Source organism: Vagococcus allomyrinae (genome assembly GCF_017829975.1).
GTDB classification, from domain to species: domain Bacteria; phylum Bacillota; class Bacilli; order Lactobacillales; family Vagococcaceae; genus Vagococcus_D; species Vagococcus_D allomyrinae.
The window spans coordinates 296,247-316,512 of sequence record NZ_JAEEGA010000002.1; the positions used below are offsets into that span (position 1 = coordinate 296,247).

The 20,266-nt window shown below is 38.6% G+C and carries 20 protein-coding genes; 10 read left to right on the forward strand and 10 right to left on the reverse strand.

Translation table 11 applies throughout. The features are described from left to right. Positions 1-248: 248 nt before the first annotated feature. The 3 genes from I6N95_RS04045 to tnpA all read right to left on the reverse strand — a co-directional run bounded on the left by I6N95_RS04045 (position 249) and on the right by tnpA (position 2,264). Complete coding sequence (locus tag I6N95_RS04045) at positions 249-539, reverse strand: AbrB/MazE/SpoVT family DNA-binding domain-containing protein (RefSeq protein WP_245249243.1); 291 nt, start codon at positions 537-539, stop codon at positions 249-251. A gap of 158 nt (positions 540-697) precedes the next feature. After that, the gene (gene tnpB / locus I6N95_RS04050) at positions 698-1,837 is read right to left on the reverse strand and encodes an IS200/IS605 family element RNA-guided endonuclease TnpB (protein WP_209525071.1); all 1,140 of its coding nucleotides are present in this window, start codon (positions 1,835-1,837) and stop codon (positions 698-700) included. A gap of 25 nt (positions 1,838-1,862) precedes the next feature. Continuing rightward, complete coding sequence (tnpA, locus tag I6N95_RS04055; protein ID WP_209525072.1) at positions 1,863-2,264, reverse strand: IS200/IS605 family transposase; 402 nt, start codon at positions 2,262-2,264, stop codon at positions 1,863-1,865. 354 nt (positions 2,265-2,618) lie between these two features. On the opposite strand from tnpA, the gene I6N95_RS04060 reads away from it, so the two are divergent. The 7 genes from I6N95_RS04060 to I6N95_RS04090 all read left to right on the forward strand — a co-directional run bounded on the left by I6N95_RS04060 (position 2,619) and on the right by I6N95_RS04090 (position 7,756). After that, positions 2,619-2,768: a hypothetical protein gene (locus tag I6N95_RS04060; protein ID WP_209525073.1), complete on the forward strand. Its 150-nt coding sequence runs from the start codon at positions 2,619-2,621 to the stop codon at positions 2,766-2,768. A gap of 24 nt (positions 2,769-2,792) precedes the next feature. Next, on the forward strand, positions 2,793-3,149 hold the full coding sequence (locus tag I6N95_RS04065; protein ID WP_209525074.1) for a hypothetical protein: 357 nt from the start codon (positions 2,793-2,795) through the stop codon (positions 3,147-3,149). Further along, positions 3,146-4,915 (forward strand): T7SS effector LXG polymorphic toxin, encoded by a 1,770-nt coding sequence (locus I6N95_RS04070; protein WP_209525075.1) that lies wholly within the window; start codon positions 3,146-3,148, stop codon positions 4,913-4,915. Before I6N95_RS04065 ends, I6N95_RS04070 begins: the two co-directional genes overlap by 4 nt. Positions 4,916-4,919: 4 nt before the next feature. After that, positions 4,920-5,543, forward strand: coding sequence for a TipC family immunity protein (locus I6N95_RS04075; protein WP_209525076.1), 624 nt, complete (start codon positions 4,920-4,922; stop codon positions 5,541-5,543). Positions 5,544-5,626: 83 nt separating this feature from the next. Beyond that, the gene (locus I6N95_RS04080; RefSeq protein WP_209525077.1) at positions 5,627-6,244 is read left to right on the forward strand and encodes a TipC family immunity protein; all 618 of its coding nucleotides are present in this window, start codon (positions 5,627-5,629) and stop codon (positions 6,242-6,244) included. 83 nt (positions 6,245-6,327) lie between these two features. Further along, on the forward strand, positions 6,328-6,957 hold the full coding sequence (locus I6N95_RS04085; protein WP_209525078.1) for a TipC family immunity protein: 630 nt from the start codon (positions 6,328-6,330) through the stop codon (positions 6,955-6,957). Between the two features lie 175 nt (positions 6,958-7,132). Then, positions 7,133-7,756: a TipC family immunity protein gene (locus tag I6N95_RS04090; RefSeq protein ID WP_209525079.1), complete on the forward strand. Its 624-nt coding sequence runs from the start codon at positions 7,133-7,135 to the stop codon at positions 7,754-7,756. A 92-nt stretch (positions 7,757-7,848) separates the two neighbouring features. Here the strand turns inward: I6N95_RS04090 and rhaM are convergent, their stop codons facing one another. The 7 genes from rhaM to I6N95_RS04125 form a co-directional block, all read right to left on the reverse strand. Next, entirely contained in the window at positions 7,849-8,163 is a 315-nt protein-coding gene (gene rhaM / locus I6N95_RS04095) for an L-rhamnose mutarotase (RefSeq protein WP_209525080.1), read from the reverse strand. A gap of 117 nt (positions 8,164-8,280) precedes the next feature. Beyond that, entirely contained in the window at positions 8,281-9,120 is an 840-nt protein-coding gene (locus I6N95_RS04100) for a sugar phosphate isomerase/epimerase family protein (RefSeq protein ID WP_209525081.1), read from the reverse strand. A gap of 14 nt (positions 9,121-9,134) precedes the next feature. Then, positions 9,135-11,741: a beta-galactosidase gene (locus I6N95_RS04105; protein ID WP_209525082.1), complete on the reverse strand. Its 2,607-nt coding sequence runs from the start codon at positions 11,739-11,741 to the stop codon at positions 9,135-9,137. Between the two features lie 101 nt (positions 11,742-11,842). Continuing rightward, a complete protein-coding gene (bglB, locus tag I6N95_RS04110; RefSeq protein ID WP_209525083.1) occupies positions 11,843-12,955 on the reverse strand; it encodes a beta-galactosidase BglB in 1,113 nt (370 codons plus the stop codon). A gap of 39 nt (positions 12,956-12,994) precedes the next feature. Then, a complete protein-coding gene (locus I6N95_RS04115; RefSeq protein WP_209525084.1) occupies positions 12,995-13,831 on the reverse strand; it encodes a carbohydrate ABC transporter permease in 837 nt (278 codons plus the stop codon). A 3-nt stretch (positions 13,832-13,834) separates the two neighbouring features. Then, entirely contained in the window at positions 13,835-14,746 is a 912-nt protein-coding gene (locus I6N95_RS04120) for a carbohydrate ABC transporter permease (protein WP_209525085.1), read from the reverse strand. 16 nt (positions 14,747-14,762) lie between these two features. Then, entirely contained in the window at positions 14,763-16,073 is a 1,311-nt protein-coding gene (locus tag I6N95_RS04125) for an ABC transporter substrate-binding protein (RefSeq protein WP_209525086.1), read from the reverse strand. 290 nt (positions 16,074-16,363) lie between these two features. Here I6N95_RS04125 and I6N95_RS04130 point away from each other — a divergent pair, with 290 nt between their 5' ends. Genes I6N95_RS04130 through I6N95_RS04140 form a run of 3 tightly spaced genes read left to right on the forward strand, consistent with a single transcriptional unit; the run spans position 16,364 to position 20,191 of the window. Further along, on the forward strand, positions 16,364-16,993 hold the full coding sequence (locus I6N95_RS04130; protein WP_209525087.1) for a DUF624 domain-containing protein: 630 nt from the start codon (positions 16,364-16,366) through the stop codon (positions 16,991-16,993). 2 nt (positions 16,994-16,995) lie between these two features. After that, complete coding sequence (locus tag I6N95_RS27640; RefSeq protein WP_209525088.1) at positions 16,996-18,774, forward strand: sensor histidine kinase; 1,779 nt, start codon at positions 16,996-16,998, stop codon at positions 18,772-18,774. After that, positions 18,752-20,191: a response regulator gene (locus tag I6N95_RS04140; protein WP_209525089.1), complete on the forward strand. Its 1,440-nt coding sequence runs from the start codon at positions 18,752-18,754 to the stop codon at positions 20,189-20,191. The genes I6N95_RS27640 and I6N95_RS04140 overlap by 23 nt, the downstream gene beginning before the upstream one ends. Positions 20,192-20,266 lie beyond the last annotated feature (75 nt).

The window sequence follows — 20,266 nt, forward strand, 5'->3', positions numbered from 1 at the left end:
GACATTTCCAACTAGCATTTTCTTGTTTAATTTACCAATTAACATTCTATCTGTTGGTTGGTCAAACTGATAGGTGCTAGATATTTCTTCGTGCATTTCGGGAAAAATTTTTGTTAATTCAATTGAGTTATAGATGGATCGGATAAATTGTGAAATTTTTTCTTCAGTAAAAGAATAAGTGACTAAGCATTAAACAATCTTACTCTCTTACCCTCTTCCAAAAACTTTCATATATTGTACGGCATATACTAGCCTCCCCATCCATACTTTCCGAACTCTTGTGTCATTTCTTTCTCTGTGACCGTATTTCCTTTTTCAAAATCATCAAAACTTTCTTCTATTAAACCTCGATCATGGACTTTTTTTGCTTCAGATAACTCTAATTGAATAATACTCCCCATCTTCCGATAAACTAGCAACTCACCTTCAGTTACTCCACTATCTTTTGGTAAAAGCACCCCAAGTGAGTTACCAATTTTTCTAACTTTAATCTCAAACAAGAAAAATATTAACAACATGTTATTCGAGGATATTAGCATAAACTCTTTCTTAGTTAATTAGTAAGGTTTGAACCTCTCATGACTAAAGTCACAAGATTCTTGGGAAAAAAGCATACTTGATAGCGTATTTCTTTACTATCAGCGGTGTCTTTTATTTACCAAGCTATCCCCGCAGTTCCTACGGTTATTGAGTTTATCTAGGCTAAAGCTTGTAATCTTAGACCTTCGGTCAAGATATTAACACTGGCATTAATATCTCGATCGTGATGAGTATGACAAATAGGACAAGTCCATTCTCTCATTTCAAGAGATTTCTTGCCGTCTTTATGGGCACATTCTGAACAAATTTGACTAGATGCAAACCATTTGTCTACTTTGATTATTTCACGCCCATACCAGTCAGCCTTGTACTGTAAGTTAGTCACAAAACTGGACCAAGAGACATCGGATATACTTTTGGCTAGCTTATGATTACGCAACATTCCTTTTGTACTTAAGTCTTCAATACAAATAATATCGTGATTTTTGATGATTTCTGTACTCAACTTATTTAGAAAGTCACTGCGTTGATTCATTACTTTTTCAGACAGTCTAGCTACTTTTCGCTTTTGTTTTTGGTAATTTTTAGCTTCAAACAACTTAATCCCGTTCTGTTTAGCTAATGATGCCCGTTTTGATAACTTCCGTTGTTCACGCTTTAGTTTCTTTTCCATTTTAGCTGCGAATTTATTGTTAGTGATTTTTTGACCATTAGAAAGAATCGCAAAATCTGTAATACCTAGATCAATCCCCACTGTTTTGTTTGCTGTTGGGAACTCAGTTATTTCCTCTTCACATTGTAACGATACGAAAAATTTACCACTGGCATTTCTACGGACAGTGGCACTTAAAATACGACCATTAACGTCACGACTCTTAGAAAATTTAACCAATCCTAGCTTAGGTAATTTCACCTTATTGCCTACAATAGCCACATTATTGTTTGTGTTTTTTGTGGTATAACTTTGAACAGGATTTTTCTTGCTTTTAAACTTAGGGGATTGAGTTTGTTTGTTGAAAAACCGATCAAATGATTCAGCTAAATTCTTAATAGATGATTGTAACGCGATACTATCAACTTCTTTTAACCATGATGTCTCTTCTGATTTTTTCATAGAAGGCAACATGGCAGAACACTTGCCATAAGATAAACCTTTACCCGTTTCCTTAAAGGATGTCTTCCAAGCATTTAACATATAATTATAGACAAATCTAGATGACCCGATTGTTTTATTGATTAAGATTTCCTGCTCGACGTTCGGGTACACTCTAAATTTATACGCTTTATGTCGTAACATTGCAATTCACCTCGTTTGCTACTAGTTAGTTCTTTTTTTGATGTTGTATGTAGTGTCTAATTTGCTCGTCTGTATTTTCACTAACTGTCGCGACAAAGTAGCTAGGATTCCAAAGATGACCACCCGACAGACGCTTTTTAAGTTCGGGATACGCTTTCAACAAGAGCCGTGCAGACACGCCTTTAAATGCTTTCATTATATTAGGAATATAATGTTGAGGTTTGCATTCAATAAGTAAGTGAATATGGTCTTTATCTGACTCCATTTCAATGATTTGACTATCATTATCCAACGCAATCTGGTTTAATAATTTTTTAACATATGTATCGATGTTTCCGTACAAAATATGATGTCTATATTTCACACACCAAACTAAATGATACTGTATGGAATAGACATACCCACGACCCTGATGTACTTCTGACATGAAAAAACCTCCTTGGAAATAGTTTAACATACGTCATCGTTAAAATCCAAAAAGAGTTTAATATATATGATATCGGCTGTTCAACATAGCTAAAGCTATGCCACAACCGAAGCCGATTCATCTACACGACTAAAGTCGCGAGTGTTCTCGACTATTGCATAAATAGAAACATTAATTTTCATCAGTTAATTACTTAGCGAACTAGTCCTTCATTCCAAGAAATGATATTTTCAAATTCCCCCTCTATTTTAGTTATAAAAAATCACTCGTTTTTTACAATAACCCCCGACTTTTTGATATACTGATTTTATAATTAACAGATCTCTAATCTAGAGATAACGAAAGAGGACATTTATGGGAGAGGATTGCGTCTCCAAAGGAGTTGGCAAGTGCCGCCATTGTAGAAATTCAGTCGCCATTCATCAAGGGCAACAAATTACATTGGAGAAAAATACGATAGCCAGTCTGACAATAGTAGAAATTATCGATCTTCGAGACAGTTAGCTTCAGTTTTAAGAGGTGAAAAAAATGGAAAGGAAAAAGAACGAACAAGAACGAGCCAAATACTATCGCTTGATTTTACAAAAAGAAGAACAGTTGGATGAGTTAACAAATACGGAAAGAACCATAACTGATGCTATGGAAAATCTAGAAGAAGATCTTCGCAGAGGCTTTCAAACAGTCGCGATGCTCAATGATGACGTAACACATGATGAAACTTCTAAAAAATATGAGCAACAGCGCCATGATGACGAACAAGAACAGGTATTTCGACAATTACTACACGAATCAAAGGAACAAATAGCAGCAGCTTATCGCAAAGGGACAAATAAAGTGGATAAAGAACGCGAAACGCTTTATAAGAAACGGAGTGAGCTATCTTGAGTTTAGTTTATTCAAGTCGTGAGTCTGCTGAATTAATCCAAGCCTTAACAAAAAATTTAGCAAATGGAAAGGACACAATTAATCACTTAAAAGCAGGAAGCCAACAAGTCATTAAGGCTGTGGATGGCCAAACATTAGCTGGTGCAGCCTATATGGCTGGAGAAGGGTTATTTAGTGACCTGATTATTCCAATAATTGCACGAGTTGCTACTGCTTGTGAGACGATTGAACAAGATTTACAGCACTATCAAGCGGCTGACCAACTCATTTCAAGCGAGGGCTACTTAGATGAAGCCCTTCTAACCCAACAAATAGCGACAAAAAGAGCCATGAAAACATCAATTGATTTTACTTCAAATTTAGTAAGAACCGCGACCCGAAGAAATCCCCTGGCAGTTGTTTTAAATGCTTTGCTTGATTTCCAGCGACGGTTAACACGTATGTCAGAGATGATTCAAGAGGATATCGACGAATTAAATCAGAAATTAGAAAAACTATATGACTTTTCCTCTCAAACAAATGGCTTGTTCACTAACAGTCTCAACGACATGAGGATGTCGATGCAAGCCGTTTTGGTACTAAATGGCACTATTGTAAATGGTGATGGTACTTACGTGTTGCCTGAAGGAACAGATAAAAGTTGGTTTACTTCACTGCAAAGTAGCACAAAAATAAAAAAGACGGCGCAAAAGCAAGCCTATCTTCGATTGCTACAAGATCAATTTGGGTTTGATGACATTACCGCCAAACAAATTTTTAAAATAAAAGAAGGAATTGACAGGAATTTTCCAGAATTATCTCAGAAAAAAAGAGATTACCTCTTCACAAGAATTCTTGGAGAATTTAGCTATGGAGAGGGATTAAAAAACCAGCTAATGTGGCCAAACACAGCTGGTAGTTTAAGCGTTTACTTTTATGATGAGGTTACACACTATACAGGAGAAATACTAAAATCACCTAAAGATTTAATGGCTATACTATTTGAACTAGGTTTATCTGAAAAAGAATACAAGGAATTGTATTATAATTTGGACTTGCAACATATACAATCTCCTGGTAATGTAGCAGCAAATAAATTAAGGTTAGAAATATATATACAGTCTAAAAAAAATTATGAGATAGCATATGGCGAAATTAGTAATGAAAAGTTTAGTCAATTTTGGAATCAAAAATTGAGTGATTTCGGCACTAAAGGAGATTTTACTCACCAGTCTATTACAATGGCTACCCTACTCGATGGAAATTTACGTCTAGCTAATCTGAGCGGTGTTATAACAGGACGCTTTGACTCAAAAACTGTGGGAGAACTCGCGGGTTGGAGAGGAGATACGACGACCGTTCCAGCAGAAAAACCAAGTATTGGTAGCGATGACTATAAAGCAGATTTAGATGCCGTAAACATTATTCACAGAATGACTGACCAAAATATCACCTATACCCAAGCATCAAGTAACTATTATTATGAGTTAATCAATGGTCAGACGAATCGAGCAAAAGAATTTAAAGACAACTCTGATTATAACTACGTTAAAAATGAAATATTGAATGATCTAGCGCCTAAATATGAATATACTGCTGGAGAGATGCAATATCAAACTCAATATGAAGGTCGACCAGATGCATACAATGCAAACACTAAACGAATTCTTACTGAACAAGAAAAATTAATTTATGTGAAAATGCATTATCCCGCTTCGTATAATTTCATTGAAAGCCTGAATAATGATAAAAATGAATTTACAAATTATACTTACAAAGGAAGCTAACCATATGAAAACACCTGTGAAAAAATTATTAGTTCTACTAATTTGCTTAATTAGCATACTCATTTCAGCATTCATTTACGAGAAGATAAAATTCCAAAATATTTTTGATGAAATTTATTATGATAGTCGAAATGCTTCTGGAGAGAGTTTCGACAGACGATCTTCATTAGGAAACATCAAAGGAATGTCAGCCAGTGCTACGAATTTGACAGGAATAGCTGCGCCAGAAGGAGAACATGCAATTATGGAATTTTACGAGGATGACAGTTTAAACGCTCCGATGAACTCCCTAAGTATAGTGAATAATAGTACAAAAAAGGAATTACGAATTGGTTACTCATATACAGTTACAGGGAATATCACTATTTTTTTTGACAATGTCTACAATGTAAAAAATAGACAGTTAACAAAGGTGATATCTTTTGTAGAGATAGATTCTAGCAAAAGAATAACGACCCAAAAAGAAGTCAAAGATACGTTGTTATCTTACAAAATCACGGATGGACAATTAGCAGCATGGGATTATCAAGGAATGAATAACGTCTTTCTCAAAGATTGGGTATCTGTCTATCCTAGTAACTATTCGCCTGATAATCTGGGAAATGTAAAAATACATACACAATGGTAATACTATTTGAGATTAATCATTTAAATTTACAAATGATTCTCTTACAAGAAACATTACATTATGCAACAAAGGAAGCTAACCATATGAAAAAATTATTAATTCTACTAGCTAGTTTAATTAGCATCCTGATAGCGGGAAATATTTACAATAGAATAAAAATCCAAAATATCTTTGATGAGATTTATTATACAGGTGCTGGAGCGACAAATGAACCTTTTGAGAAGCCCCGTTCTGTAATAGAAAATATACCCAATATCGAATCACAAGTATACTATTTGTCCTCTATTTCAGAAAATGGTGAAAAAATCACAGAAGAGAGATATCAAGAAGATAAACTACCTAACAATATGATTGGTTTATCAACAACATTTTATTCAAAAAAGAAAGAATTGACGATTAACGTTAGTTACAGTATCACATCTACTGTTAATTTAAGCATGGATAATACCTACAGTGTGTCTAAAAAAACACTCTCCCAAACACTCTCATTCTTTGATACAGAAAGAGCGGGAGAGATTCTTGTTAAGGATAAAAATGATGTACAAACCTACTCAGCTACTTATAATATTTCAGAAAAGCAATTAACTGAATGGAATGCCCAAGGGGTGAATCAGCTCTTTTTGGAGGATTGGGTATCCGTCTATCCCAGTAACTATTCTCCCGAAAATCTGGGAAATGTAAAAATAAAGACACAGTGGTAATACTATTTGACATTAATCGTTCAGATTTACACATGATTATCTTACTAGAAACATTACATTATGCAACAAAGGAAGCAGACTATATGAAAAAGCCTCTAAAAAAGTTATTAATTCTACTAACTAGTTTGATTGGTATACTCATTGTAGGAAATAGTTACAATAGAATAAAAATCCAAAATATCTTTGATGAGATTTATTATGCAGGTGCTGGAGCGACAAATGAACCTTTTGAGAAGCCCCGTTCTGTACTAGAAAATATACCCAATATCGAATCACAAGTGTATTATTTATCTTCTATTTCAGAAAATGGTGAAAAAATTACCAAAGAAGTTTATCAAAAAAGCACCTTACCTGAAGACATGTTTAATCTATCAATAAAATTCTATTCTAAAAAGAAAAAAGTAAATATTAATGTTAGCTACAGTATCACATCTACTGTCAATTTAAGCATGGATAATACCTACAGCGTGTCTAAGAAAACACTCTCCCAAACACTCTCATTCTTTGATACAGAAAGAGCGGGAGAGATTCTTGTTAAGGATAAAAATGACGTACAAACCTATTTAGCTACTTATAATATTTCAGAAAAGCAATTAACTGAATGGAATGCCCAAGGGATGAATCAGCTCTTTTTAGAGGATTGGGTATCCGTCTATCCAAGTAACTATTCTCCTGAAAATCTGGGAAATGTAAAAATAGAAACAGCATGGTAGCTTTATCTTGTATTCGTCACAAAATTTTGTTGTAGTTGATTATAAAGCGGCCAAGAAGTCACAGAAAAAGAAAGATTGATGAAAAAATACGCCCCTAATTCGTATCCTTTCATTGAAAGCCCGAGCAATAATAAAAATGAAGATGCAGATCACGCAAAAAAGGAAAGCTAACCATATGAAAAATCCTCTAAAAAAATTACTAATTCTACTAGTTTGCTTAATTGGCATTCTCATTTCAGCATCCATTTATGAGAAAATAAAATTCCAAACTATCTTTGATGAAATTTATTACGATAGCCGAAATGCTTCTGGAGAGAGTTTCGACAGACGATCTTCTTTAGGTGATATCAAAGGAATGTCAGCCAGTGCTACGAAATTGACAGGAATAACCGCTTCAAAAAGAGAAAGCATCATTATGGAATCTTACGAGGATGACAGTTTAAAGGCTCCGATGAACTCTTTACGAATATCAAATAACAGCACGAAAAAAGAATTACGAATTGGGTACTCCTATATGGTTACAGAAAATATGACGCTTTTTTTCGACAATGTCTACTATGTAAAAAATAGGGAACTAACCAAAGAGATCTCTTTGGTAGAAATTGATTCAAATAAAAGAATCACCACTCAAAAAGAAGTCAAAGATACGTTGACTTCTTGTGAAATTACGGCTGAACAATTAGCGGCATGGGATTATCAAGGATTGAATGAGGTCTTTCTCACCGATTGGGTGTCTGTCTATCCAAGTAACTACTCGCCTGATAATTTAGTAAATGTGACAATTAAAACGGCTTGGTAACGTGGTTTGTTTTTATCGCTTCGATTCCTGACAATACACCTAACCTAGCATGGTGGTAATTTCGCAAGGATTGCCTGTCATATCAATGAACTTCACTCTAAATTAAACATCTTTGTTAACTCAACGCTCACTGGAGAATAGTCTTCGTTGGTTTCCATAATATCTGCCATGTAGTTCCACCATTTTTGATTGATTTCTGTTTGAGCCACTTGTAACCATTTCTCTTCATTGTCGATTTCTAAGTAACCAAATAAGGAACTTGTTTCGGAATCGAAAAAAATACAATATGTTTTTGCTCCATGTGTTTTTAAGAGTTCCACCATCTCTGGCCAAAGTTGATCGTGGCGTTGACGGTATGTTTCTTCACATCCTGGGAATAATTTCATCTTAAACGCTTTTTTTATCATTGCTCACCTTTCTAGCACCCTTGAACAGCTGCGCTAATTCCTTGATTTTCTTTTATCACCTTGCCAGTTTCAGGCCAAAATAATGGCGAAAATTGGCATCACATAGTGGTTCGGTCGCTACCTATCAGACCACTCCTTCATAGACTCAACGGCTGTTGCAATTTTTCGATCCTTAGTCTCTTCCAGAATAATCGTTATTCCCGGTTTTTGGTCTTTTAGAAAGTTCAAAAACCAAGGGATATCCATCACGCCTTCACCAAAGGCCACCGGTATGATTTGTCCTGCTTTAACAATAAAATCTTTCAAGTGAATGACGTCAATTTTATGACCGAATAAATCAAAACAATTCTGAATGATGTCCGCTTGCTTTTGATAAGTTTCAGCGGTAATTAAATTGGTGGGATCTAAGACAATTTTTAGATTGGTGGCATCAACGGCTGCAATTAATGCCAGTGTTTTTTCCGGCGAATAAATAGGATGATTAATTCCGGGTTCGATGCCAACCAAGGTGCCGTGTTGCGCTGCTGTTTTAGTCAGACGCTTCACCACTTGCACCACGTCTTGAAAGGCTTTCTCTGTGTAGTTTTCCGCCGTGTAATGAATTTCGGGATGAACACAACCAGTTTCTGTGGCCACTAAGGGTGCGCCAAAGCTATTGGCGTAACTCAAATAGGTTTCAAATCGTTGGAGGGCAGCTTCTCTTTGAACGAGATCAGGGTGAATCATGTTGATGTAGCAACTTAGCACGCCTATTCTGACGTTCTTATCTGCTAATGCTTGTCGAGTTGCCATCGCCAGTCCTGAAGTTAGTTTAGATACTGGGGTGACTAGTTCAGGAAAAGACATATTAAAGGCAAATTGCACCGTCTGGATGGTTAATTCTTCTAAGGCTGATCCTAAATCTGCAATCGTTTGTTTCTCACTTAGGTCATGTCCGCGAACACCTATTGAAAACATCTCATCACTCCTTCTTACTTTTTAAACGACAAGACTAACATTCCGTATGGTTCAAGGCTTTGTTTGCCACTTAAGGTAACTAAGTTCAGTAAGTCCTGTCCTGTTTGTTTTAACTGATAACCACAAGGGTGACCGGTCATATTGGCTAAATAAAAATCGCGTCTCTCCGGATTATCCCGACAATAACAAACAATGCCTTCACTGATAGTTAAAAAGTTTTGCTTATTATCAAAAGGAGCCAATTCTTTTTGAATAAATGCCTGCCAACTCTGATTGCCAACCAGCTGTTTCGGCTGGGCGCCAACGTAAAGCCCTTCGCCTAAACCAATTTGCTTTTTGGCTAAGACAGACTTTCCTTTGGCTAACTCAGATGTGATCTGACTGACACTCTGATCGGTTGAGGCAAAACTGGTAATCAATCCCCACAGCTCCATCGATTCACCTTCATAGTTAGCAGTCAACGGTTGATTACAGCTAAACTGAGTGACCGTCGCTAAGCCCAGCCAATCGGCTAAGCTGATTCCCCCCTCTACTAAGGCATGTTCTTTGGTTCGGTCACCCGTCATCGGTCCCAGTATCAACTTACCTCCTTGTTCTGTAAAGTGGCGCAAGGCCGCGGCTAGTTTAGCTGAAAGATAGCGGACGTAAGGCACTAATATGACCTCAAATGCTGAAAAGTCCGTCTCTTCTTGGATTACCTCCACGCTTAACCCTTGATGGCTTAGGGCGCTATAATAATCGGTAATCAGCTCGCGATAATCATAAAAACCGCCTGTTTCCGTATGATAGAAACGCTTAGCCCGATCGGAATAAATCAACCCAATCTTTGACTTCACTACTTCCGTATCTGCTAATAAAGGGCGAAGCTCTTGCAATCGTTGACCGCCTGCAACCACATCCTCATACCCTAAATCTGGCTCTCCCCAAGCGGTGACGACAGTGCTATGAGGTTGCTCCACTCCATATCGGTGGCCGCGAAAATGCCAGTAAGTAAAGGCTTTAAGCCCGGCAGCAAAGCCCGTAAAAATCTCTGTTTGTAAATACTTTGGCGGGTGGGGCTCAATATAATTTTCGATATGTCCAGCATGGGAGGTCGAGGTTTCCAACAACAACATCTCAGGAACCTGTTTTAGATTTCGCCAGAGATCCAAATTTAAAGTATAGCCTGGGTAATTGCTAGCTGGAGCATAGGTATCAAAGGCAGCAACATCCAGTTCACTAAATAAGGCTTGATTAGCCAAATTAAAGCCTAATGCTGTATTGTGAGTAATCGGCTTAAAGGTTTCCTGACGAATCACATGGCAAAGGCCATGGGCAAATTCATTTAGTGAATCGGCGGTGTATTTTCGAAAAGCGGTCATCAAGCTAGCATTGTGAAGAAAGGGCGTTGTCGTTGGCAAGACCACGTCTTGAAAAGAACCATAAGACTCACTCCAAATCGCCGTTCCCCAGGCTTTGTTGAGACCGTCAATGTGGTGGTAGTTGTCTTCAAGCCACTGATGCCAGCCTTTTTCGCAGGCCTTACAGTAACACAAATCCACGTGACACTTAAATTCATTGTCCAACTGAATGGCAACCACATTGTCATATTTTTCTGCCACTTTGGCTATGGCCTTCGTCAATTCATAAGCTTTTTGGCGAAAATAAGGATGATTGGTGCAGACATGTTGACGAGAGCCATGGGTCATGACTGTTCCATCGTTATTTTTAAGACAACACTCAGGATAATCCCTCGTCAACCAACGCGGCGGTGTTGGGGTAGGGATGCATAAAATCACATCAATTTGATTGTCTCGATAAAGTGACAACGTTTCTTCCAAAAAGCGCACATCATAGGTCCCTTCTGCCGGTTCCAACTGGCCCCAGACAAACTCCCCAATCCGGGCCAAATTCATGCCAATTTTCTTCATGTGCTTTATATCTGTTTGAAGGGTCTCCCGATCAATCACTTCAGGATACATACAAGCCCCGTAATAATAGCTGTCAAAAAGATTGGCTGCTGACAATTCGTTAAGGCGATTGGCCACATAACGAGCGATTTTTTCTGCTCCTAATTCCGACAGATGGGTATCATCTGACAGTCCCATAGGATAATGAGGATGAGTTCCCATATGGAGAAAATAAGTCTCAACGACCTTTGGTTCCGTTAATTGATACAGTAAAAAACTATAGCTATTTAAATCAAACACACGAGTCTCTGTCTCACTGCCTACGTTTTTAATGATCAAGGATTCTCGCTGTAGACTTTTAAACCACTCTCCTTGAATCTGTTGTCGCCTTTCGATTGGCGTACAGAGCACGGGTCGTCCCCCTCTTTGTTTGACCTGGGCCACCATCTCTGTCAAATTTCGGTAAAAATCATTGGCCGTTACACCATTCTCACTCTTTTGATCGTTATGACCAAATTGGATAAGCACCACGACCTCTGGGGCTACTGCTTTTAAGAGAGACGCCCACTGTCCTTCACTAACAAAAGAAGCCGTTGTCGCTCCACACTTGGCATAATTAATCACTTCCAGCTCCGAACACAGACCCTTTAACGCCTGCCCCCAACCCATCATAGGTGCCTGAGACAGAGGATAGTCCGCAACTGTTGAATCACCCGCTAATAAAATTTTCACCAGATTACCTCCCATTTTTCATTCAGTTAACCCTTCGCATTTTTAGCTCTTTCAAAAAAGGAAGCAATCACCCTCAAAAGAGTGAATTGCTTCTAACTCAACTAGATAAAATCATACAGATATTCCGCGAAAGCTAAAACAACTAAGGATTGCCCGTATGGCATGGCCGTTATTGGGACATTGCGATAATAATCTAAATCGGCTCCCATGGCCGTTCCCACTGAAACTTTTTGGACTTCTCCATCAGCATTAATTTCCTGACACAAGGCTTGAATCGCTTTTTCTGCTGAGGCTTTTAACGCAGGCGTCACATACCCTTTTCGGACTGATTTTAAAATTCCATAAGCAAAACCAGCAGTTGCCGATGATTCTTCATAAGAACTTGGCTCAAGCAACAAAGTGGACCATAAGCCACTGTCCTTTTGATTGGCAACCAACGTTTGAATTTGAGCATTTAAAGTTTCTACCAAAAAGGCTCTGAAACCATCGCCAGTTGGTAGTTCCAAAATGTCAATAATCTCTGGGATGGCAATCGTCACCCAGCAGTTGCCTCGCCCCCAGAGGGCTTCGGCGTAATGATGATGGCCCTCAAAGGTCCAGCCGTGGTACCACAGACCGGTTTGTCGGTCTGCTAAATACTTAATATGCAACATAAATTGTCGTTTGGCCTCTTCAATATAACGGTTCTCCCCTAAAAGCATGCCAATTTTAGCCAAGGGTAAAACTGTCATCATCAAGGTATCATCCCAAAGTTGTTCGACATTTTCTGGGCCATATGTTAGATGTTCAAAGCCCCCTTCTTGGGTTTTAGGCAATTCTGACATGGCCCACTCTGCCCAGGTTTCCAAATACGGCAGGAATCGCTGGTCACGGTTTTCTTCGTAGAGGAAGGCCATGGTCAATAAAGGGGCCATCGTATTGATATTTTTAGGAGGAGCACCGATCAGCAATTGGTTTTCAAACCAGTCCGTGACAATTTTTAAGGCTTGCTCATCTTTGGTTAACTGATAGTATTTATAGATACCATATAAACCGACCCCTTGAGGCCAATTCCAAACGTGCCAGCTTTTATCATCCACGACGAGCTCCTCAAAATGAATCAAAAACTCGCCATCATCTTTAATGGTTGTTAAATTAGCCATCATTTTATGAATATTGGCCACAATCGTCTGACGTTCAACGGCATGTTCCACAATATTATGATTTCTTTTCATTTTTTTATCCTTTCACTGTGACGCTAAGCCACATCCTGTCTATTTCAACCCTGTCGTACTGATGCCTTCAACGATATACTTTTGGAACATAAAGAAAATCACGATCACGGGAATTAATGAGACCACTGACATGGCAAACATGGCCCCCCAGTTGGAACTGCTGGATGAATCCAGAAATTGCTTTAAGGCGATTGAAACCGTGTATTTTTCTGGTTTCGTTAAATAGAGCATCGGTCCAATGAGTTCTTCCCACTTCCAGTAAAAGGAAAAGATGGCAGATGTGGCCAATGATGGTTTAATCAATGGCAAAATCACTCGGAAGAAGATTCCTACTCGGCCACAACCATCCATTTTAGCAGCTTCATCCAGCTCCACAGGTAACCCGCGGATAAACTGAACCATTAAGAAAATAAAGAAAGCTTGTCCAAAGAAAGATGGAACAGTCACTGGGAACAAGGTGTTGACCCAGTTCAATTTGTTAAACCAGAGATACTGGGGCACCATAATAATCTCTGCCGGCAACATCATCGTAACTAAGACACAGGCAAACCAAAAGCCTTTGCCTTTAAATCTGATCCGGCCAAAGCCGTAAGAGATGACGGCTGATGAACAAACCGCTCCGATGGTGGCAATGATGGCGATTCGCAATGAATTAAAGATATAATGCCAAAATTTAATCCCGGCAATCCCTTGAAAGCCTGTTACAAAGTTATCCAAGGTCCATTCTCGTGGGAAAAGCTCTGTGGCCGTTTTAAAGATATCCCCATTAGGCTTAAAGGAACTAAATATCAGCCAAAAGACGGGATACAGCAAGAGAATCGCTACTAATAAGATCAGGCCATCCACCACATAATTTTGTTTTTTTGTCTTTACCACGGGTTACACCTCCTCTGATTCTGAAAATACCCAAAATTTTGATGTTGCAAATAAAATCAAGGTAACGATTCCCACAATGACTAACAAAACCCAAGCTAAAGCTGAAGCATAGCCCATTTTAAAATCGGCAAAGGCTTTTTGATAGACGTACAGCGAATAGACCAAGGTGCCGTTCCGAGGGGCACCAGAGCCATTGGAAATAATATAGGCTGGGGTAAAGGTCAAGAATGATTGAATCGTCTGCATCACCAAATTAAAGAAAATAATCGGCGTTAAACAAGGCAGTGTAATGCTGAAAAACTGACGCACTTTACTGGCACCATCGATTTGAGCTGCTTCATAATAGTCGATGGGAATATTTTTTAAGCCCGAAAGAAAGACTAGCATGGAAGAGCCAAACTGCCAACCGGCCAGTAATATTAAGGTTAAGAGCGCCGTTGTTGGATTTTTAAAAAAGTATATCGAGTCAAGGCCAACAGCATTTAGCAAGCCATTGATTAAGCCGGCATCGCCAAAAATATTCCGCCACATAATGGAGACTGCCACACTCCCGCCAATAACTGACGGGATGTAGAACAGCACGCGATATAAACCAGATAACTTCGACGGGCGATTGATTAACATCGCCACAGCTAAAGCCATCATCAATCTCAACGGCACGGCCATGATAACATAACGCACCGTCACACTTAAAGATTGTCTGAACTTTGGATCATCAAAAAATATTTTTTTAAAGTTATCCAAGCCAATAAATTTGGCTTCGGTTAACATGTCGTAATTTTGAAAGGACATAAACAATGAAATTCCCATAGGTACGACGATGAACATTAAAAAGCCAATAATAAACGGCGATATAAACAGATAGCCTGAGACCAAATCCTGCCGGTCACTGGACATTTTTTTAAAGAACTTCATTTTTTCACCCTATTCATTAGTCAGTATAATTTTCTGCAAAAATTTCCTCCGCTTTTTCCACAAAACTTTGATAAGCCTCTGCTGGTGTCATGGTATCGTAAGTAATTTCAGCGTATAAATCTTTGAAGTGATTGTTTAATTCTGAATAGCCGATTGGCGGAACAGGAGAAGCTTCGCCGACAATCTCAGCCACATCAGTTAAATAATCCGCCGTTCTTTTTTCGGTATCTGACATATCGGGATAAAGTAATTCTTTATTTTTGTTATTAGAAGGAATGCCACGTTCTGTGCCGATAATTTTGGCCGCTTCTGGATCGTTGACAATAAAATCAATAAATTTAGCCGCTTCATCTTTTACTTTGGAGGTTTGCGACATTGAGTAATAGAAGGTTGGGCGGTAATACAAGGCCCCTGTCTCTTTGGCATCATAAGGTAATTCCAAACTAAAGGTCACGTTTTCGCCAGCCGATTCTTGATAGGTGACGTATTGATTGGTCCATGACTGTAGCACGCCAGCTTCTCCTAGTGAGAAGGGATTTTCATCAAAACTCTTTAGGTTATTAACCACTTCGGCAGTTGGCAAAGCACCGGCTTTCGCTAGCTTTTGAATGGTCGTCATAAACTCAACAAAATTTTCTTTTGAAAAAGCCAGTACCGGTTTGCCATCTTTATCATATTCGTACAGTTCTTCTCCTTTGGTTCTTAAAAAATACTGGAGTAAGACTGAATTATCCGAGACATCAATCCAGCCATAGCCGCCTGTTTTATCATGGACCGCACTGACACCTTTGGCCATGTCCTCAAAGGTCCAACTGTCATAATCAAAGGTCACACCCGCTTTTTCTAATAGTTGGGGATTCGTGATCATCGACATGGCGTTCATACTTGGGGCAATGGCGTAAAGTTTGTCATTTAAACGGGCAGTATCAATCAAACTAGTGTCAATCTGACTAACATCAATTCCCCCATCGCTTTTAACAAACTCATTTAAATCAGATAACTGGTTTTTAACCCCGTATTGGGCCACATAAGCCGCATCCATCTGCATGACATCTGGTAATTCACCGGCGGCTGATTTTGTGGCTAGCTTTTTCCAGTAATCATCCCAGGCAGAGTATTCAAACTCGATGTCGATATCAGGATTTTTTTCTTCAAATAACTCGATGGCCTTAATGTATTTCTCGTGGCGGACTTCCGCTCCCCACCAAACAAAGGACACTTTCTTTTTGCCATCGGTGGAGGCTGTTTCTTCTTTTTTAGACCCACAGGCTGTTAAGATACTGCCAGCAACTAAGGCGGTCATGACTAATTTACCTATCTTTTTCATATCTGCTATCTCCTCTTCTTGTGATCGCTTACACCCTTATTCTATGTCATCAAACTGCTTTCGGGAATGTAAAAAACAGATAAAAACATTCAAAATTCGGATATCTTATTTTCATTGCTTTTTATCTTTCGTTAACTTCAAGCTGACTAAATGGCATAGTATCAAGCTTTCATTTCTATTGGTGGCGATTTTCTCTAAAAAAATGACTAAAAACCCTATTAGGTAAATCGCTATTTTTGTGCTATTCTAATTTTAAAATCGCTTACAATAAAGCTAAAGGAGAGTTTATGATGACAACGATTAAAAATGGAATGATGTCACTTTTTTCAACGATTAGTTCGATTGTTTACCTCAATCTACTATGGTTGTGTTTTACCCTTTTAGGTCTGGTAGTTTTTGGCGTAGGCCCGGCAACCTGTGCCCTTTTAGCAGCCTGTCAGCGCTTGATAACCAAGAGAGAAAGTACCAGTTTCAAAGACTTCGCCAATGACTACCGATACTTTTTCAAAGCTAGTTCACTGGTTCAACTGTTGTTTTATGGTCTCGGGAGTCTGCTTTTAGTCAATTATCGGATCTGCCTTGTCTACTTTCCCGATCAATTGGTTATGCGAGCGCTCTACTTAGCTATGGCCATGGTGTTAGTTTTTGTTTATTTGCTCAGTTTGTTTAATCTAGTGGAATTTCCAAGCTCTTCGTTTGGTACAACGATTAAGCTGGCGGTCTTTTTACTTTTCCGCTTTCCTGGTAAAAGCTTGGCTTTAGCCCTTAGCTTCTTTGGCTGTCTCCTCGTTCTTTCCCTTAAGTCTGTCTTACCAGTTTTACTGGGAGCCTCTTTACCTCTGCTTATTGGGTATGCTATTTATCACGGAACAGTGGTCTCTGCCTTAGAAAAGTTCCCCACTTTAGTAAATGAGGGATGAGCGTGAAGAAAAAAATCAGCCATCGCTTTAATTCCCTGTCGTTTAGCCAAAAACTGAAGCTCTCGGTCTTTTTTATTGGTGGTGTTTCCCTTTCAGTTTTACTTATTATCAATCTAATCTTTTGGTTCTTTTTTTCAAAACAAATTTATGAGAGTAACCATGACAAAATCACCTTTGCCAGTGCTAATCTCTACGAACATTTTGAGGCCATTGAAAATTTCTCATATAAATTGATTGGCAATGACTCGTTACAAAATAGTCTCGTACAAGCGAACCAACCTAAGGACACCAGCGATAAAATTAAGCTTAAACAAGAAATGCAACTGCTGATTAATGCCTTAGTTTTGGATGAAAAAGATATTCGCAGCGTCTTTTTGCTTAACACCCATCAAGAAAATCAGGTGAATTTTATGGCCGATTCCAATCATCTCCTTGATAATTTATCTGTAAAGGCGATTGTTGACTCGTTGCCTGACGGCCCTAGCAAAGGCCAATGGTTTTTCTCGGAAAACTTTAGTCGGGCAGTCTATGCTCGTAAAATTTTTAACACGAAGCGACTAGCACTCGATTATTTAGGCACGATTATTTTAACCGTGGACACCTCGTTTATTGAGCAAATTTTAAATGAACGAAAACCACCCACTTCCAGTGAACTGTTTATTCTGGAGTATCAAGATCACTATTACACTAACTCAAAACTAGCCACTGCGACCTTTGATCGCTATATTGAACTGATTAATAAGCCTAGCTTGCCAACACCCAATTATCGAGTGGCCCGCTTTGAAGGCGAAAAGTATTTTATTGTGGAAAATCACTCAACCGATCGCGCCTTTACCTTCTATTCTTTACAGCCTAATAAGGATGTCTTACAAAAAATCACTCATATTGAACTGGTCATCATTTTAACCACACTTAGTTTATTTATCGGCATTATCGCCCTTATTAATCATTATATCAGTTCACTGATTTCACCAATAAACAAGTTAGCCAGTAATATGACGAGCTTTCAACAAAATAAAGATTTAAGTCAATTAAAAAGAATTGACTCCCTTAATCAAACCGATGAAATTGGCGTTCTTTACGAAAGTTATCAACAAATGATTGAAGAGATTGATCAATTGATTTCCCAAAACTATCAAGCCAAAATCTTAGCCCAAGAAATTGAATTTAAAGCACTACAAGCCCAACTAGACCCACACTTTTTATACAATACACTGGATTCCATTAACTGGTTGGCCTTAAACAAAGAAGAAACAGAAATTTCCCAAATGGTGACTTCTTTAGCCTTTCTATTTAAGAAGAAAATCGACAACTCATCGACCACCACTACCATTGAAGATGAACTTGATTTAATCAACGCTTATATCGCCATTCAATCTATCCGGTTTCAACATCGCTTTACCTTTGTTCCAGTTATTTTAATCGATGACCTCAGTCAGGTGATTCCCAAACTAATCATCCAGCCACTGATTGAAAATTCCTTTAAATACGCTGTCGAAAAGATGTCCACGCCCTGCCTGATTCAATTGAAGATTTTTGAAAAAGCTGACTGTTTAATTATCAGTGTCTCAGATAATGGGCCTGGCTTTTCTGACCATCACTTAGATTTAGACGCCAATCACGGTATTGGCCTTAAAAATATTGCCGCTCGTTTGACAGTTAAATATCAACTGGAGACCCCCTTGACCATTCATTCCAGTCCTTTTAACCAAACAGAGGTCACCTTAACTATCCCATTGAATGATCGGAGTGATTCCCATGAAAAAAATATTAGTTGTTGATGATGAACCCATTATTGCCAATGGCATTACTGCTATGATCCAAGGCTTTCAATTAAATTTGGCCATCACAACGCGCTACTCTGCTGAAGAGGCTTTGGCCTTTAGTCAAACTCAAGCCTTGGACATTATTATTACCGATATTAACATGCCAGTTATTAACGGCATTGAGCTGATTCGTCTGATTCGCCAAACCAATCCCCAAACCCAAATCATCGTTTTAACCGGCTTTGGTACCTTTGAATATGCCAAAGAATCCATGGAGTTGGGTGTTCGTTATTTTATCCAAAAGCCTTGTCAACCAGATGAATTAAGGCGCTCTTTGCTGGACAGCTTGGAACTAGTGGCAGAAACTGATCAGATGCAACAGCTCCGTCTACAACAAGTTATTGAAGCCACGATCTTAGATAAAACGACGGTTTCGACCATTCAAGTCGCCCCTTTTTATTTGATTCTATTCGATTCGAAAAACTATCATCTGCTATCCAAATGGTTTAATCATTATTTAGCAGAAGCTGACTCCCTATCTGGTTCCATCAAAAAAGCCGCTTATTATGTGGTATTTTCTGACGCCTATCATGGGCAAAAATTGATAAAACAACTCCCTTTGGATAAACTACCCCGTTGCACCATTTTCCACTCCGAGTTTATCCAAATCGCTGAACTTTACGACACCTTTCGCGGTGGCCTAAAAGCCTTTGAAAAAGAATTTTATGTGACCCATATTACAGTCTTAAACGCTCAACAATTAAGCCAGGCCAGCTCAGCACAAAAAAACAATCAGTTGTATTTAACCTTTCGTCAGGATATTTTGACCTTAATCGAATCTGCTGAATTTACAAAAGGCCAATTAGCCATTCAACAGTTTTTTACAACCTGCCAGGACATCCTTTATCCGGTAAAGTTGCTGCAAATTGAATGCAACGACTTGATTACAAAACTGATTGCTCAATATAAAATTCAAACCGATAAACTGGCCAGCGAATTGTCCATTAAGATCGTCCTTTCTAGCTCCGTAGCAGAATTGCACTACTTGGTGATGTCGATCTTTGACCTAGTAAAAGAGGCTAACTGCTCCACAGATGGAAACATTGCCGCTAGCCTTAACCGAATTATTGAAGAACATTTTAACAATGAAGATTTATCCTTACGCTGGATCTCCAAAAATTTACTGTTTCTCAATCCTGAGTACCTTGGAAAAGCCTATTTTAAACAAACAGGCAACAAGTTTAACCAGCAATTAGTGGAATTCCGCATGGAAAAAGCTAAGCAGTTATTGGCTGAAGACTATCGGGTTTATGAGGTCGCTAAACTTGTCGGCTTCGGCAATAACCCAGAGTATTTTAGCCAAGTCTTTAAACGGCATAGTGGGATGACACCTCATCGGTATACAAAAAAAGAACATACTAGCACTCAATAAGTTAGCTTAGGTTTATTAAAGGATTAGCACACAGCTAGTTAATGAGGGACCTAGCTTTTGGAATGTTAACGGCCA

What these genes read in the sequence shown, in the direction of transcription:
- I6N95_RS04045 (WP_245249243.1), bottom strand. Translation starts at nt 539, where the DNA reads ATGCTAATATCCTCGAATAACATGTTGTTAATATTTTTCTTGTTTGAG.
- tnpB (WP_209525071.1), bottom strand. Translation starts at nt 1,837, where the DNA reads ATGTTACGACATAAAGCGTATAAATTTAGAGTGTACCCGAACGTCGAG.
- tnpA (WP_209525072.1), bottom strand. Translation starts at nt 2,264, where the DNA reads ATGTCAGAAGTACATCAGGGTCGTGGGTATGTCTATTCCATACAGTAT.
- I6N95_RS04060 (WP_209525073.1), top strand. Translation starts at nt 2,619, where the DNA reads ATGGGAGAGGATTGCGTCTCCAAAGGAGTTGGCAAGTGCCGCCATTGT.
- I6N95_RS04065 (WP_209525074.1), top strand. Translation starts at nt 2,793, where the DNA reads ATGGAAAGGAAAAAGAACGAACAAGAACGAGCCAAATACTATCGCTTG.
- I6N95_RS04075 (WP_209525076.1), top strand. Translation starts at nt 4,920, where the DNA reads ATGAAAACACCTGTGAAAAAATTATTAGTTCTACTAATTTGCTTAATT.
- I6N95_RS04080 (WP_209525077.1), top strand. Translation starts at nt 5,627, where the DNA reads ATGAAAAAATTATTAATTCTACTAGCTAGTTTAATTAGCATCCTGATA.
- I6N95_RS04085 (WP_209525078.1), top strand. Translation starts at nt 6,328, where the DNA reads ATGAAAAAGCCTCTAAAAAAGTTATTAATTCTACTAACTAGTTTGATT.
- I6N95_RS04090 (WP_209525079.1), top strand. Translation starts at nt 7,133, where the DNA reads ATGAAAAATCCTCTAAAAAAATTACTAATTCTACTAGTTTGCTTAATT.
- rhaM (WP_209525080.1), bottom strand. Translation starts at nt 8,163, where the DNA reads ATGATAAAAAAAGCGTTTAAGATGAAATTATTCCCAGGATGTGAAGAA.
- I6N95_RS04100 (WP_209525081.1), bottom strand. Translation starts at nt 9,120, where the DNA reads ATGTTTTCAATAGGTGTTCGCGGACATGACCTAAGTGAGAAACAAACG.
- bglB (WP_209525083.1), bottom strand. Translation starts at nt 12,955, where the DNA reads ATGAAAAGAAATCATAATATTGTGGAACATGCCGTTGAACGTCAGACG.
- I6N95_RS04120 (WP_209525085.1), bottom strand. Translation starts at nt 14,746, where the DNA reads ATGAAGTTCTTTAAAAAAATGTCCAGTGACCGGCAGGATTTGGTCTCA.
- I6N95_RS04125 (WP_209525086.1), bottom strand. Translation starts at nt 16,073, where the DNA reads ATGAAAAAGATAGGTAAATTAGTCATGACCGCCTTAGTTGCTGGCAGT.
- I6N95_RS04130 (WP_209525087.1), top strand. Translation starts at nt 16,364, where the DNA reads ATGACAACGATTAAAAATGGAATGATGTCACTTTTTTCAACGATTAGT.
- I6N95_RS04140 (WP_209525089.1), top strand. Translation starts at nt 18,752, where the DNA reads ATGAAAAAAATATTAGTTGTTGATGATGAACCCATTATTGCCAATGGC.